We start from the raw sequence: 14,982 nt of genomic DNA, 5'->3' as shown, positions 1-14,982 counted from the left end.
TCGCGTCATGACGAAGCGCCCTCCCCCCTCGCGGCCTACACGCGCGACCTTGAGCGCGGCCCTCGCGGCCCTCGCTACATCGGTGCTGTGCGCCACCGCGGCCGCGACGACCTGGAGCATGGCGCGTGAGGCCGACGCACGGACGACGCGGAGCGAGGCGCCGGCGAACGCCACGCCGACCGCGACGGCACCGGCGCCGAGCCCTGCACCCGCGACCCCCACGCCCGCGACGCCCGCAGCCCCGGACAAGTCGGTTCGCATCACGCCGTCGAAGCAGCCGCGCAGCGAGCCGGCGCCCGAGCCGGCGCCGCGGCCCGAGGGTCGTCTCGCGGCGCCGGAGATCGACCTCGGATTTTTTGCAACAGATGGCTCGCGCCTGCCGCGGGTCGAGCCGCCGAACGCGCTGGTGCAGGGGCGCGACGAGCCGGGCCTGTCGCCGCTGGTCGGTCGCAGCGGCGATCTGGCGAGGCCGCCGCTGGTCGACCGCTCGCGGCGCCTGCGAGCGTCGCCGCGGCCGCCGGACTTCGGCTTCACGCTGCTGCCGGGCGAGCGCTTCAAGTACGACATCGTGTTTGGCGGCAACCCGACCGGCATCGCCGAGGCCGGGGTGGTGGCGCGCGAGCCGGGGCCCCACGGCTCGCCCGACCGGATCCGCCTCGAGGGCTTCGCGCGCACCAGCGGCGTGGTCGCGCTGCTGACGACGCTGGTCTACGACATGGCGGCCTACGTCGACGCCAAGACCGGCGCGCCGCTCGAGACCGGCTCGATCACCCGCCGCGAGGGCCTGCCCGGCTCGTACAAGCGGCGCGAGACGACCACCACGTTCTTCGGCCGCGGCTTCGTCGAGATCCAGGACAAGCGCGACGAGCGGTCGTCGACGCAGCGGCGGCGCTTGCCGGTCGACACCTTCGACCCGCTGTCGATCATGGCGTGGGTCCGTTCGCTCGACCTCAAGCCCGGCGAGAAGGTCAAGGCGTACGGCCTCGACGGCACGGTGCTGCTGCGGGTCGACATCACCGGCAAGGGGCCGGTGAGGTTCGACGCGATGCCGCCGATCGGGACGGCCCTGGGGATCGCTCCCGACCAGGTGCAACAATTCGAGGGATCGATCACTCGCGTCGACCGCTACGGGGCTGCAATCCCCGGCAAAAAAGCGTATAAAATGCGGGTCTGGGTGAGCACGGACGGCCGACGCATCCCGCTGGCCGTGGAGAGCGACATCTGGTTCGGTGTCGTCCGGCTGGTGCTCACGCAGTACGATCCACCGCGTCCGCAGACAAGCTCGACAGCGCCCGCCGGGCCGCCTGCTCGGCCCCCGGCGGCGGTTCCGGCCGCCGGGCCCGTGCCCGGATGATGCGCGCCCTGGAGCCGAAACCTTTGTTACACTGCAACGCGTTTTCGCGGTTTGCCACCGCGATTTACACGCCCCGCGAGATTGAATATTTCCTCGCCCACCCGGCCCGCGCCATCAACCCCGCCTCGTCATGACCTCGCAACGCTACCGACCCCTCTACAAGCTCGACGCCGGCGGCATGGCCGAGGTGTACGTCGCCGAGGCCGAGTCGATGGCGGGCTTCAAGAAGAAGGTCGCCATCAAGCGCATCCTCCCGGGGCTCATCAAGGATCAGCGGTTCGTCCGCATGTTCCTCGACGAGGCGCGGCTGAGCCTGCGACTGGCCCACGCCAACATCGTCTCCGTCTTCGACATCGGCGAGAGCGACAGCACCTACTTCATCGTCATGGACTTCGTCCATGGCATCAACATGAAGACGCTGCTCGAGCACCAGGTGAAGCGCGGCGGGCCGATGCCGGTGGCGCTCACCGTCTTCATCCTCAACGAGGTGCTGAAGGGCTTGGCGTACGCCCACCGCCTCACCGACAGCGAGACCGGGCGGCCGCTCGGTATCATCCACCGCGACATCTCGCCGCCGAACATCCTCATCTCGTGGAACGGCGAGGTGAAGCTGACCGACTTCGGCCTGGCCAAGGCGACCACGCAGCTCGAGTCGACCGACCCGGGCGTGGTCAAGGGCAAGTACAGCTACCTGTCCCCGGAGGCAGCTCGCGCCGAGGAGATCGACGCGCGCGCCGACCTGTACGCGGCCGGCATCCTCGGCTTCGAGATGTTGACCGGGCGGCGGTTGTTCCGCGGCAAGAACGACTACGAGACGATCGCCCTCGTGCGCGCGGGCGAGGTCCCGAGCATCCGCCAGTACAATCCGCAGGTCCCCGAGGACCTCGAGCAGGTGCTGTTCAAGGCGCTGCACAAGGACATCTCGCAGCGCTACCAGACCGCCGACGACTTCGCCGAGGCGCTGCTCGGGTTCTTGTTCACGCACCGGCTCAAGGTCTCGGCGCGCGACCTGATCGACTTCTGTCGCCCGGTCCGGGAGGAGCAGGAGGCGGAGCGCCGCGCGGCCGAGTCGAAGGCTCAGCAGGAGCGCTCGCCCGGCGGCAACAACCTCATCATCAACCTCATCAACGAGGAGATGCTGCACTTCCGCTCGCTCGGCCAGGAGGACAAGAAAGAGGCCGCCGCGGGGGCGCAGCCGGTGGTGGCGATCGGCGAGGCGAAGGCGCTCGACCCGAGCCAGCCGCTCGACGTCGACGTGTTCACGCCGGCGCCGACCGGAGTCACGCCGAACCGCCTGGCTCTGTCGCCGACCCCGACCGAGCCGCTGCCCGACAAGAACGAGCCGTCGCTCGTCGACCAACTCGGGCTGGGCAAGGACAGCCCGCGGCCGAAGACCTCGCCGAGCGCCGCCGACAAGCTGCCCAAGCGCCCGCCGCCCGGCAACCGCACCATCCCGCCCGACCCGCGCACCGCCCGGCCCCCGGAGCCCACCAACAAGGGCGAGGGCGGCTCGGCGTGGATCATCGTCCTCGTGCTGCTGCTGGTCGGCGGCGGCGTGGTCGCCTTCCTGGTCCTCACCTGACCTTTCGGCCAGGCACGGCGCACCCGCATGCTGGAGAAGCTCCGCGGCATCCGGCCCCAGGTCGCCCCGACCGCGTTCGTCCATGAGGCGGCGACGCTGATCGGCGACGTCGTCGTCGGTTCACGCGCCTCGATCTGGCCGGCCGCGGTGCTGCGCGGCGACGACGGGGCGATCGTCATCGGCTCCGACACGTCGATCCAGGACGGCACGGTGATCCACGCGACCGAGGGCGTGTCGCACACCACCGTCGGCGCGCGCGTCACCGTCGGCCACAAGGTCATCCTCCACGGCTGCACGATCGGCGACGACTGCCTGATCGGCATGGGCTCGATCGTCCTCGACAACGCGGTCGTCGAGCCGTGGTCGTTCGTCGGCGCCGGCACCCTGATCCCGCCGGGCAAGGTGGTGCGCTCCGGCGAGATGGTGATGGGCAACCCGTTCCGGGTGGTCCGCCAGCTCACCGCCAAGGACCGCGAGTGGATCGAGTACGCCTGGACAGTCTACGTCAAGCGCGCCGCCGAGTACCTGGCCGAACGGTCAGGTTGATTCGTCAGGCGAACAGGGCGCAGTCGATGACGAGCGCCAGCGGCGAGCCAGCGGCGTCGAGCGCCCACCACAGCGAGTAAAAGGTGTCGCCGTCGAGCGCCGGCCGGAAGACGGCGACGTTCCACGGGCGGGAGAGGCCCGGGACGGCGACGAGCGCCCCCGGCTGGTCGTCCGGCAAGACCAGCAGCGCCGAGACCCGCGCGCGCTCGGGCTCACGCAGGTTGGTCGCGGTGGAGTAGTCGAAGACGGCGCCGACCGTGCCCGTGAGCCGCAGCCGGTCGTCCTCGTGGTAGGGGGACGTGCCCTGCGCGCGCTCGACGGCGGCGACCTCGCCCTCGCCGAAGCGGATGACGACCGCGCCGACCTCGGTCGGGTCGTCGCCGCACAGCAGCGTCACCGGGTGCTGGCGACGAGGGACGCGGCGGGCGAGCGGCTGCTTGTGCAGGTGATCGGTGTCGGCGATCGACACCTCTCCGCGCGGGAGCTTCAGCTTCCCCAGCTCGTGCACGCGGCGCACCTCGGGATGACCGCGCAGCAGCAGCCGGATCGTCCGCTGCATGTCGCGCGGATCGGTGAGCTCGCCGGTGTCGGGGTCCGCGGACAGGATCGTCATCGGCGACACGCTATCCTGCTCGCCGCGCGGGGCCAACCGGGGGTCGTCGTGTTCCTCGCGACTCCCAGGTATGATGGCGCCGCGTGATCGACGTCCGGGAGGTCGCAACATACGTGGTGGCGCTGGCGGCCCGCGAGAAGCTGCAGGCGCAGTGGTCGATCGCCGCCTTCTCGCCGACCCATGACGACCACCGATGGGTGCATTTTCGCTGCCGCTACGTCGGCGACGAGACGGAGCCGGCGCGCCGGGTGGAAGCGACACGGGCCGCGCTGGCGGCCATCGAGTCGGCCCTCGCGCCGCTGCGCGACTGCGTGTCGGTGGAGCCGTCCAAGAGCCCGACGCACGTCGAGGGCGGCGAGCCGCGGCCGGACATCCGCGCGTGGTTCGTGCTTCTGGTGTGGATCCGCGGCCCCCGGGAGAAGTACGCCGAGGCGGCCTGGCAGCGCCGGCCGCCGCTCGACGGGCCCGCCGGCTAACCCGGGATCACGAAGCACTGGATGCTGGTGTCGATGCGGAAGTTCGACTCGGTGGTGTGGCGCTCGGCGTGGAAGATGTCCATCGAGTAGTTCTGGCCGACCGTGATCCCGAGGTACGCCGCGTTTTCGTCGAGGTCGATCGTGTCGGTCAGCTGGGGGTGCAGCCCGCCGAGGTCGATCGCCAGCTTGCCGTTGATGAACAGCCACAGGTCGTCGTCGCCGGTGAACGTGAACACCTCGCCGCCCTGGTAGGTGAACTCGGTGTGGATCTCGGTGGTGAAGTGGAAGTTGTGCGGGTTGCCCTCGTTGCCCCAGCCCTGGTCGTCGATGGGGAAGAAGGCGTTGTTCTGGTAGGTGAACTGGCCCGGCGACACCTCCGTCAGCGGGATGTCGATCTCGAACGCCATGTTGACGTCCGGCGTGTCGTTGTACCACTGCGCGAACTGGTCCGGCCCCGCGGTCTGCGGGGTGGCGCCGTCGTGGGCGTAGACCGGCTTGTTGTCGGGGCCGAGGTCCTCCTCGACCAGGCCGGTGTAGGCCGCGTCGCCGCCGAAGTCCTCGAAGTCGGGGTGGTCGACGCGGAAATCGCGGATCGTCGCCTTCATCACCGGGTCGCACTCGGGCGGCTCGAAGCCGGTGGTGTTCGGCAGCGACGTGCTGGTCATCGGGAAGGTCGTCGACGTGCTCGTGCTCGTCGTCGTGTCGTCCGGGCCGGTGGTCGCGGTGGTGGTCGGCGGCTCGGTCGTCGTCACCGTCACCGCGGTCGCCGAGCCCTCGCTGCCGCCCTCCGTGATCGTGCCGGCCTCGCTGGCGCCGCCGCTCGCGGTCGCGTCGGTCGAGGTCTCGCTGCCGCCGGCGGTGCTCAGCGAGTCGATGCCGGTCGGCCCGCCCGTGTCGGTCGGGTCCTTGCCCTGGGCCGAGTCGCCGCAGGCGGGCAGGAGCGGGGCGATGGCGAGGATGGTTTTAAGGACATGTCGCATGGTGTACTCGCTTCCACGGGGTGATGGGGCCGCCGGCGCCCGGGCCCGCGGGGACGCGGCCGGACCTACCACCGCGGCGGCGGGGCGCCGGCCGACGTCCGAGGGCGGGCCGCTGCGCCGCGAGCCGCGGCCCCGCCGTTCGGCAGGGTCTTCGGCGGCGAAGGACGCGCGGACGGGCTCGCCGGGCGGCCGAGCAGTACTTTCGGACATGTTTGAAAAACCATGTCGAAGCCGAAACCGCGCGAGCACAGCAGCCACGTCGACGAGGATAGCTCGCGCCGCCGCTGCGATCGCGGGGGGAAGCACCCGCGGGCGCGCCGAGCGGCCTCTGCGCACTTGACGCGACGTGCGGCGGGCGGTAGCCCGGCGGCTGAACAAGCTGCAGCGTGCGGCTTTGAGGCCTCGCCATGTCGTTCGAGCTCATCGAAGTCCCTCTCAGCGACCGCAAGCTGGTCGAGCGGTTCATCCGGGTGCCCTGGTACATCCACCGCGAGCACCACCTGAGCCCGCACTGGGTGCCGCCGCTGTTGATGGACCGGCGGGACTATCTGAACCCGGACAAGAACCCGTTTTTCAAGCACGTGCAGGCGGCGTTCTGGATCGCGCGCAAGGACGGGCGCGACGTCGCCCGGGTCGCCGCGGTACGCGACGAGGACTTCGTGAAATTCCACGGCCAGCCGACCGGCTACCTCGGCATGTTCGAGTGCCCGGACGACCCCGCGCTCGCGCAGGCGCTGGTCGACGCCGCCAGGGCCTGGCTCGAGGCCCGCGGCTGCACGGCGATGATCGGCCCGTTCGAGCTGTCGATGAACTACATCTCGGGCGTCCTGATCGACGGCTTCGACCGCGACCCCGGCATCAACATGCCGTACAACCCGCCGTACTACGACCGCCTGCTCCAAGGGACAGGCATGCGGAAGGCCAAGGACCTGCTGCACTGGGGCATCGACCCGCAGCGGCCGATCCCCGAGCGCGTCGCGCGGATCGCCGCCAAGGTCGCCGAGCGGCGCGGGATCACCGTCCGCGACATGCGCTTCGACGACTGGGACGCCGAGGTCCTGCGCTCGCTCGAGATCATGAACGACGCGTGGGAGAAGAACTGGGGCTTCGTCCCGGTCGGGCGCGAGGAGTACCTGCACATCGCCAAGGACCTCAAGCTGGTGCTCGAGCCGGGCCTGCCGATCATCGCCGAGGTGAAGGGCGAGCCGGTCGCGTTCGTGATCACGATCCTCGACGTGAACCCGGTGCTGAAGAAGCTCGACGGCCGGCTGTTCCCGTTCGGGGTCTTGCGCCTCGTGTGGGACCTGAAGGTGCGCAAGGTCGTCAAGGGGGGGCGGCTGATCCTGCTCGGGATCAAGGAGAAGTACCGCGGCCAGGGCATCGACACGCTGCTGTTCCTCGCCACCCACAGGGCCGCGCAGCGGCTCGGCTGGACCGAGGGGCAGATCGGCTGGACCCTCGAGGACAACGACCGGGTCAACGCCGCCGTGAAGAACATGGGCGGCTACCGGATCGCCACCTATCGCGTGTACGAGACCACGCTGTGACCCCGCTAACGGTGGCCGGCGCGCGCGCCGCTTCCGGTCGCGCTCCAGTTGCGATATAGCCGCCGCTACTCCGGGGAGCGCCGTGACCGAAGCCGCAAGTCCCACCTACGAAGCCGTGCTCGCCAAGATCTTCGCCTACTTCGACGAGAACCTGGCTGAAAAGCCAGCCACTCCGGTGAGCGAGCAGTCGCACCTGATCCAGGACCTGCGGCTCGACTCGATGCAGAGCTTCGAGATGGTGTCCGACCTCGAGGACCACTTCGGCATCACCATGCCGATGGAGCTGTTCCAGCACGTGGTCACCGTCGGTGACGTGGCGCGCGAGGTCGTCAAGGTCATCGCGCAGGAGCGCGGCGAGGCCTGAGCGCATGATCCGCTCGGAGACGCTCACGCAGGCCCTCGACGCGGCGACCGCCCGCGCCGACGGTGGTTACTCGCACCTCGTCCAGGAGAAGGACCCGGTCAAGTTCTTCTCGTACGCCGAGACCGCGCGGCGGGCCCGTCGCTTCGGCGCGGCGCTGCAGGCCGCGGGGGTCCGCCCGGGCGAGCGCGTCGGCCTCATCCTCCCCGACTCGTCCGAGTTCGTCGAGGCGATCTACGGGGCGATGTACGCCGGCGCGATCGCGGTGCCGGTGTACCCGCCGATGAACCTCGGGCAGTTCGAGGGCTACCTCGCCAACACCACGCACATCCTGCGGCAGGCCGGCTGCTCGCTGGTCGTCACCGACGGCAAGGTGCGGCCGATCCTCGGCAGGCTGATGAGCAACGTGCCGAGCGTGCGCGCGGTCGAGGTCTACGCGTCGTTCGTCAAGCAGGTCGACGAGCGCGCGGCGCCGATCGGCGTCGACGTGAAGCCCGACGACGTCGCGTTCCTGCAGTTCACCTCGGGCAGCACCTCGCGGCCCAAGGGCGTCACGCTGACGCACGCCAACCTGATCGCCAACGTCTACGCGCTGGGCGCCGGCCTCAACACCAGCGAAGACACCTACGGCCTCAGCTGGCTGCCGCTCTACCACGACATGGGCCTCATCGGCTTCGTGTTCACCCCGGCGGTGCTGCAGGTGCGCGGGGTCCAGTTCATGTCGCCGCTCTTGTTCCTCAAGCGGCCGGCGCTGTGGCTGCGCCAGCTGTCGGAGCGCAAGGCCCACGTCTCGTTCGCGCCCAACTTCGCCTACGGCCTCTGCACCGCGCGGATCAAGGACCACGAGCTGCAGGGCGTCGACCTGTCGCACCTGCGCGTGGCCGGCTGCGGCGCCGAGCCGATCCAGTACGACACGCTCAACGCCTTCGCCGAGCGCTTCGCCGCCTGGGGCTTCCGCCGCACCGCGTTCTTGCCGTGCTACGGCATGGCCGAGCACAGCCTCGCGGTCACCTTCGTCGGCCTCGACGAGGACCTGCGGGCCGACAAGGTCGACGCCGACGCGCTGGTCCACGGCGAGGCGAAGCCGAGCGAGGCCGACGACGCGCTCAAGGTCGTCTGCTGCGGCCGCACCTTCCCCGGGCACGAGCTGCGGATCGTCGACGCCGAGGGCAATCCGCTGCCCGAGCGCCGCGTGGGGCAGATCGAGCTGCGCGGGCCGAGCGTGATGCGCGGCTACTGGGGCGACGCCGAGCGCACGCTGCAGGTGCTGAGGGACGGCTGGCTGGCCACGGGCGACCTCGGCTACCTGGTCGACGGCGAGCTCTATGTGTGCGGCCGGATCAAGGACCTCATCATCATCCACGGCCGCAACTACTACCCGCAGGACCTCGAGTGGCAGGCCTCGCAGGTCGAGGGCGTGCGCAAGGGCAACGTGGTCGCGTTCGGCATCGAGGACGCGTCGCTCGGGCGCGAGCGTGTGATCGTCGCCGCCGAGGTCCGCACGCCCCACGCCGACGACCTGCGCGACAAGATCGCCGCGAAGATCCTCGAGACCCTCGCGCTCAAGCCCGACGAGATCGTGCTGCTGCCCCCGGGCAGCCTGCCGAAGACCTCGAGCGGCAAGCTGCAGCGCAACAAGACGTCGGAGCTGTACCGCGACGGTCAGCTCGGCAAGGGCGCCGTCAAGGCCGGCACCATCGACGTCATCAAGCACCTGGCGACGTCGCGCTGGAGCTACATCCGCGCGGCCTTCGGCAGCCGCGACGCCGAGGACTGAGCGCGCCCGCCCGGCGCGGCCACGCGCCCGGATCGCCGGGGCGACGTCGCCGCGACGGTCGCGGCCGCTTTGGCGTATCGTCCTCGCCGGAGGTGCGAGGATGAGGGCAAGGGCGTGGAGGATGGTGGGAGCGGGGCTGCCGGCGATGGCGATCGCCTGCAGCACGGCGGCCGGGGCGGACGACAGCGACGGCGGGCCGACCGGCAACGGCACCGACCCGGTCACCTCGATCTCCTCCACCGAGGGCCCCGGCGGCCTCACCACCACCGCCGGCGGCAGCGAGGGCAGCACCGACGCGCCGGCGCCGACGACCGGCTTCGAGCCGACCGGCGGCCCGGAGGGCAGCACCACCGGCGGCCCCACGGGTGAGCCCCCGCCGCCGAGCTGCGGCGGCGGCGGCGGCCCGGCGGTCGCCGCCGAACCTGTCCTCTCGATCACGCTGAAAGATCGCTGGGAGGAGGCCTGGCTCGGCTCGCCCGCGGTCGCCGATCTCGACGGCGACGGCGACAACGAGGTCATCGTCCCGCGCGGGCAGGCGCTGCTGGCCTGGGCGGCCGACGGCGAGGTCCTGTTCAAATTCGAGGCCGAGGGCGGGCGGATCTGGTCGAGCCCGGTGGTGGCGGACTTCATCGGCGGGCCGGAGCTCGAGATCGCGTTCGCCGCCCGCGACCAGGTCTACCTGCTCGACAGCACGGGGTCGATCGCACCTGGCTTTCCGGTCACCTGGGAGGACGAGCTGCGCAGCATCGCCGCCGGCGACCTCGACGGCGACGGCGGGCTCGACCTCGCCGTCAGCGTCGCCCACGGCGGCCCGACCGACGTCGTCCACGCCTGGCGCAGCGACGGCACGCCGCTGCCGGGCTTCCCGCCGAATCAGAGCGGCAGCTCGGGCTGCGACGACAAGTGCTACCTGGCCGGCTGCTACGACCAGAACCTCGCCGTCGGCGACCTCGACGGCGACGGCCAGGCCGACCTGGTCGCGCCGCACGACAACGCCTACGCCAGCATCCACGAGGGCAGCGGCGAGGCGTTCGACGCCGCCGACATCTTCCCCGTCACCAAGACCCCGGGCGTCCGCTACCTGCACGTCCTCGCCGAGGCGATGCAGGGCTACGCCGAGGACGAGGAGACCGCGCTGCAGGCCCACTTCACCAACACGGCGCCGGCGATCGCCGACATCGACGGCGACGGCCAGCGCGAGGTGATCATGCTCGCCAGCGTGCAGAACGCGGCCCAGACCGACCGCGAGAAAGGCGTCGCGGTGTGGGTGGTCGGGCCCGACGCCAGCCGCCGGGCCGGCTTCGACCCGCCGGTGCACCTGCCCGACTACCTCTCGGGCCTGTGGGACTACGGCGACACCAACATCGTCGGCATCACCAACCAGGTCGCGGTCGCCGACCTGCGCGCCGATCACCCGGGCCTCGAGATCGTGTTCGTCGGCTTCGACGGGCGCGTGCACGCGGTCAGCGCCGCGGGCCAGGTGCTGTGGAGCACCGAGTACACCACCGACCCCGAGGTCGCCGCCGGCGGCGTGGTGATCGGCGACCTCTCGGGCGACGGCGTGCCCGAGGTCGTGTTCAACAGCTACAGCACCGGCGACGACAAGGGCGCGCTGTTCGTGCTCGGCAGCGACGGCGCGGTCCAGCACGAGCTGCCGCTGCCGCGCCGCGGCGCGATGCCTGTCCCCACGCTCGCCGACGTCGACGGCGACGGCCAGGCCGACATCGTCGTCTCGCTCAAGGACGCCGAGGACATGGTCGAGAGCGTGCGCGTCTACACCGTGCCCGGCTCGACCGCCTCGTGCCTGCTGTGGCCGACCGGCCGCGGCAACTACCTGCGCAACGGCCTGGTGCCGTAGCGCGGTACATGTCCGAAGGGACATGTAGGCGCGAGACGTGACGATCCGTCCATGTCCGTGAGGACATGTCGCACGGTGGAGGCGTGGGCGAGCGACCCGAGGCAAAGCCCCGGCGTCACCGGCGCTCGGGCTCGTGACGGCGACAATCGACCCGAGCCCTCCAGGCCGCGAGGTGGAGCGAGCCGCTCGCCCGTCGGCGTCCCTCGTCATCGGCAAACTCCCAGAGATGACCTGTCCGAGAGGACATGCACGTTCGGACCGGCGGACTCGCCTGCGCCTCGCGGACTCGGCGCCGCGTCCGCGCAGCCGCGTGCGCGCCTCACAGCGCGCGTGCGCCAGCGCGTTGTCGCGGTCACGGGCCTTCGCTCGGCCGGTTTGCTAGCGTCTTCACCATGTCCGACTCTGCCCGCAGTCACCGCGATCTCGTCATGGGGGCGCTCGCCGGCCAGGCCGCGCTCGCCGCTCGCTCGGCCGCGCGCGCGCTGTACGACGCCGGCGGTCGCGAGGTCCTCCCCACCGTCGCGCAGGCCGGGCTGCAGACCGTGCTGACGCGCACGGCGACCGGGGCCGTCGCCGCGACCGCGCCGACGTTGCTGGTCGACGCCGGGGCCCAGGCCGGCGCGGCCGAGGTCGCCAGCCTCGCGGTGGTCACGACGGCCCGCGCGGCGGGGGCCCAGATCGCGCGCACGGCCGCGCGCGCGGGCGTGGTCGGCCTCGTCGTCGACGCGGCCTTCGGCGCCGCCGAGGGCGTGATGGCCTACCGCCGCGGCACCATGACCGGCAAGCAGGCCTGTGTGCACGCCACCGTCGAGGCCGGCACCGGCGCCGCCTCGACCTCGGTCGGCGTGCTCGTGGCCGCCGGCGCGGTCGCCCTGACCGGCGGCCTGGCTGTCCCTGCGGTCATGGCGATTGGGACAGGTACCGCCCTGGCCACCAAGCTCGGCCTGCGCCGCCTGTTCGTCCGGGGCCGCGCGAACAAGCCCGCCGCCCCGCTGCCGGCCGCGAGCTGAGCGGCGCCTCGCGGCCGTTGCGAAGCGCGGCCCTCGGGGCTGCGATTGTCCCCTTCGCCCGCGAGGGCGTGCGGTCTGCGGCTCGACTGCCGGCGAACCACGTCGGTCTGCCCGAAGCGCCGCTGACACCGCTGGCGTCGCCATCGCCCGGGACCGCCGTGCTGCCGGCGATGCACTCGCAGCGCCGTCTCGCGCTCGCCGTCGCCCCCACGTGCGCTCGAACCCGCGCGCGTCCGCCCTCACCCACGGGCCCAGATCGCCCGCTTGTGCCCTTCTGCGGCTTCTGGCAGGCATATGGGGGTCTCGTGGCGACATTGTGTGGAGATTCGCCCCCATGCGTGGGGTGAGCCGTCGGCGAGGCGTGGAGGATGAGGATGCGGATGATGGAGCTTGGACTACGGCGATCTGTCCTTTCGACCACCTTGTTGTTGGCGGCCTGCGGCGAGACCGACACGGCGGCCAGCGCGAGCGAGACCTCGAGCGGTACGAGTGACGTGCAGACCAGCACGGGCGCGCCGTTGACGACCACCGGCGTCGGCGTCACCGACACGCCGACGACCACGCAGGGCATGTCGGGCGGCGAGACCGTCGAGCCGACCACCGGCGACCCCACCACGACCACCGGCGACACCACCGACACGACCACCACCGGTGGGCCCGATCCCGCCTGCGGCGACGGCCACGTCGATCCGGGCGAGGCCTGCGACGACGGCCCCGACAACGGCGCCGGCAAGCCGTGCAACCTGCAGTGTCAGGCCAACACCTGCGGCGACGGCGACCAGGGCCCCGGCGAGGAGTGTGACGACGGCGCCGACAACATGGACTCCAACTCCTGCAAGGCCGACTGCACCAACAACGTGTGCGGCGACGGGGCCGTCGGTCCGGGCGAGGGCTGCGACGACGGCGACGACGACGACGCCGACGACTGCACCAACGCCTGCGCGCTGGCCAGCTGCGGCGACGGCATCGTCGCCCCGACCGAGCAGTGTGACGACGGCAACCTCGACAACACCGACGCTTGTACCGACACCTGCACCGACGCCACCTGCAGCGACGGCCACGTCCAGCCGAGCGCCGGCGAGGAGTGCGACGACGGCAGCGACAACGCCGACAACGCCGCCTGCACCACCGCCTGCAAGCAGAACGTGTGCGGCGACGGGGCCCTCTACAACACCGGCGACGGCGCCGAGGAGTGTGACGACGGCGTCGACAACGGCGCCGGCAAGGCCTGCAACGCGCAGTGTCAGTTCAACACCTGCGGCGACGGCGACCAGGGCCCCGGCGAGGCCTGCGACGACGGCGACCTCGACCCCGGCGACGGCTGCTCGTCGACTTGCAAGCTCGAGGAGTGCGGCAACGGCATCCTCGACCCCCGCGAGGACTGCGACGACCAGCAGAACGGCGACGACGACGACGGCTGCACCGACAGCTGCGAGCTCCCGGCCTGCGGCGACGGCATCCACCAGCCGAGCGAGGGCGAGGAGTGCGACCTCGGCGGCCTCAACAGCGACAGCGGCGCCTGCACCGTCGCCTGCAAGCTCGCGACCTGCGGCGACGGCCTCGTCCAGGCCAACGTCGAGCAGTGCGACGACGGCCCCGGCAACAACGGCCCCGGCAAGGCCTGCAACGCGACGTGCAAGACCAACGTCTGCGGCGACGGCGACAAGAGCCCGAGCGAGGCCTGCGACGACGGCAACGGCAGCAACGACGACGCCTGCACCAACGTCTGCAAGCAGGCCAGCTGCGGCGACGGCTTCGAGCAGCCCGGCGAGGAGTGCGACGCCGGCGACAGCAACAGCAACACCGGCGCCTGCACCCTCGCCTGCAAGAACCCGATCTGCGGCGACACCTTCGTCCAGCCCGGCAAGGGCGAGCAGTGCGACGACGGCAACCTGTCGAACAACGACGCCTGCCTCAACACCTGCAAGTCCGCCAGCTGCGGCGACGGCGTCGTGCATCAGGGCGTCGAGCAGTGCGACGACGGCAACCAGGTCGGCAACGACTTCTGCAGCAACCAGTGCCTGTCGCCGACCTGCAGCGACGGCGTCAAGAACGGCAGCGAGACCGACGTCGACTGCGGCGGATCGTGCGGCAAGTGCGGGCTGAACCTGCAGTGCACCGGCGGCCTCGACTGCACCACCGGGTACTGCAACGCCGGCAAGTGCGGGATCGCCACCAACTGCAAGGCGATCAAGCAGGCCACCCCCGGGGCCGGCAACGGCGTCTACCCGATCGATCCGGACGGCGCCGGCGCCCAGCAGCCGTTCAACGTCTTCTGCGAGATGACGATCGACGGCGGCGGCTGGACCCTCGCGCTCAAGGCGAACGGCGCGCAAAACACCTTCACCTACGCCGCCGCGCTGTGGACCAACAACGCGACCTACCAGCCGCAGTTCCCCGACCTCGACCACAACGAGGCCAAGCTGCAGAGCTTCAACACGGTGCCGTTCAACGACGTCCTCGTCGGCATGGAGCACCCGATCGGAGGCGGCGCGCTGGTGCTCAAGACGATCAAGCTGCCCGGGCTCAACCGGCCCTCGCTGCAGAACTTGATGAACGCCGGCTACGTCGCCACCGCCGTCGGCCGCAACGCGTGGAAGAGCCTGATCGACAACAGCTCGCTGCAGCCGAACTGCAACCGCGAAGGTTTCAACAGTGTGCCGTGGAACGTGGCGGGCTGGCCGCGGGCGCGGATCGGCATCGTCTCCAATCAGGAGAACGACTGCAGCTCGCCCGACTCGTACATCGGCATCGGCGGCGACGGGGGCCAGTGCAACGTCATCGGCTACTCCGTGGGCGACCTCGCCAGCTGCGGCGGCGACAACGGCGACAAGAACCTGGCGGCGTTCGGCGCCGTGTTCGTCCGCTGAGCTCGCCG

General features: G+C 71.2%; 12 protein-coding genes. 10 read left to right on the top strand and 2 right to left on the bottom strand.

What is annotated here, in order from left to right; genetic code table 11:
- Positions 1–49: 49 nt before the first annotated feature.
- The 3 genes from NAEX_RS18730 (at position 50) to NAEX_RS18720 (ending at position 3,482) form a co-directional block, all read left to right on the top strand.
- Complete coding sequence (locus tag NAEX_RS18730) at positions 50–1,354, top strand: DUF3108 domain-containing protein (protein WP_143140484.1); 1,305 nt, start codon at positions 50–52, stop codon at positions 1,352–1,354.
- Between the two features lie 130 nt (positions 1,355–1,484).
- Positions 1,485–2,936, top strand: coding sequence for a serine/threonine protein kinase (locus tag NAEX_RS18725; protein WP_096328849.1), 1,452 nt, complete (start codon positions 1,485–1,487; stop codon positions 2,934–2,936).
- Between the two features lie 27 nt (positions 2,937–2,963).
- Positions 2,964–3,482: a gamma carbonic anhydrase family protein gene (locus NAEX_RS18720; RefSeq protein WP_096328848.1), complete on the top strand. Its 519-nt coding sequence runs from the start codon at positions 2,964–2,966 to the stop codon at positions 3,480–3,482.
- A gap of 4 nt (positions 3,483–3,486) precedes the next feature.
- Here NAEX_RS18720 and NAEX_RS18715 read toward each other — a convergent pair whose 3' ends face one another.
- Positions 3,487–4,095 (bottom strand): hypothetical protein, encoded by a 609-nt coding sequence (locus NAEX_RS18715; protein WP_143140485.1) that lies wholly within the window; start codon positions 4,093–4,095, stop codon positions 3,487–3,489.
- Between the two features lie 83 nt (positions 4,096–4,178).
- On the opposite strand from NAEX_RS18715, the gene NAEX_RS18710 reads away from it, so the two are divergent.
- The gene (locus NAEX_RS18710) at positions 4,179–4,571 is read left to right on the top strand and encodes a hypothetical protein (protein WP_143140486.1); all 393 of its coding nucleotides are present in this window, start codon (positions 4,179–4,181) and stop codon (positions 4,569–4,571) included.
- Here NAEX_RS18710 and NAEX_RS18705 read toward each other — a convergent pair.
- The gene (locus NAEX_RS18705; RefSeq protein WP_096328845.1) at positions 4,568–5,551 is read right to left on the bottom strand and encodes a fibro-slime domain-containing protein; all 984 of its coding nucleotides are present in this window, start codon (positions 5,549–5,551) and stop codon (positions 4,568–4,570) included. The two genes, NAEX_RS18710 and NAEX_RS18705, sit on opposite strands and share 4 nt — an antisense overlap.
- Before the next feature lie 407 nt (positions 5,552–5,958).
- Between NAEX_RS18705 and NAEX_RS18700 the strand changes: the two genes are divergently transcribed.
- The 6 genes from NAEX_RS18700 to NAEX_RS18675 all read left to right on the top strand — a co-directional run bounded on the left by NAEX_RS18700 (position 5,959) and on the right by NAEX_RS18675 (position 14,974).
- On the top strand, positions 5,959–7,098 hold the full coding sequence (locus NAEX_RS18700) for an N-acetyltransferase (protein WP_096328844.1): 1,140 nt from the start codon (positions 5,959–5,961) through the stop codon (positions 7,096–7,098).
- Between the two features lie 82 nt (positions 7,099–7,180).
- Positions 7,181–7,462 (top strand): acyl carrier protein, encoded by a 282-nt coding sequence (locus tag NAEX_RS18695; protein ID WP_170135821.1) that lies wholly within the window; start codon positions 7,181–7,183, stop codon positions 7,460–7,462.
- Between the two features lie 4 nt (positions 7,463–7,466).
- Positions 7,467–9,236 (top strand): fatty acyl-AMP ligase, encoded by a 1,770-nt coding sequence (locus NAEX_RS18690; protein WP_096328842.1) that lies wholly within the window; start codon positions 7,467–7,469, stop codon positions 9,234–9,236.
- Between the two features lie 121 nt (positions 9,237–9,357).
- On the top strand, positions 9,358–11,094 hold the full coding sequence (locus tag NAEX_RS18685; protein ID WP_096328841.1) for an FG-GAP repeat domain-containing protein: 1,737 nt from the start codon (positions 9,358–9,360) through the stop codon (positions 11,092–11,094).
- A gap of 392 nt (positions 11,095–11,486) precedes the next feature.
- Positions 11,487–12,104, top strand: coding sequence for a hypothetical protein (locus NAEX_RS18680; RefSeq protein WP_143140487.1), 618 nt, complete (start codon positions 11,487–11,489; stop codon positions 12,102–12,104).
- Positions 12,105–12,484: 380 nt separating this feature from the next.
- Positions 12,485–14,974 carry a DUF4215 domain-containing protein gene (locus NAEX_RS18675; RefSeq protein WP_170135820.1) on the top strand — a complete coding sequence of 830 codons (2,490 nt, stop codon included), beginning with the start codon at positions 12,485–12,487 and terminating at the stop codon, positions 14,972–14,974.
- The last annotated feature ends 8 nt before the right edge of the window (positions 14,975–14,982 follow it).

Source organism: Nannocystis exedens (genome assembly GCF_002343915.1).
GTDB lineage: Bacteria > Myxococcota_A > Polyangia > Nannocystales > Nannocystaceae > Nannocystis > Nannocystis exedens.
This window is presented reverse-complemented; position numbering and strand designations above follow the sequence as displayed.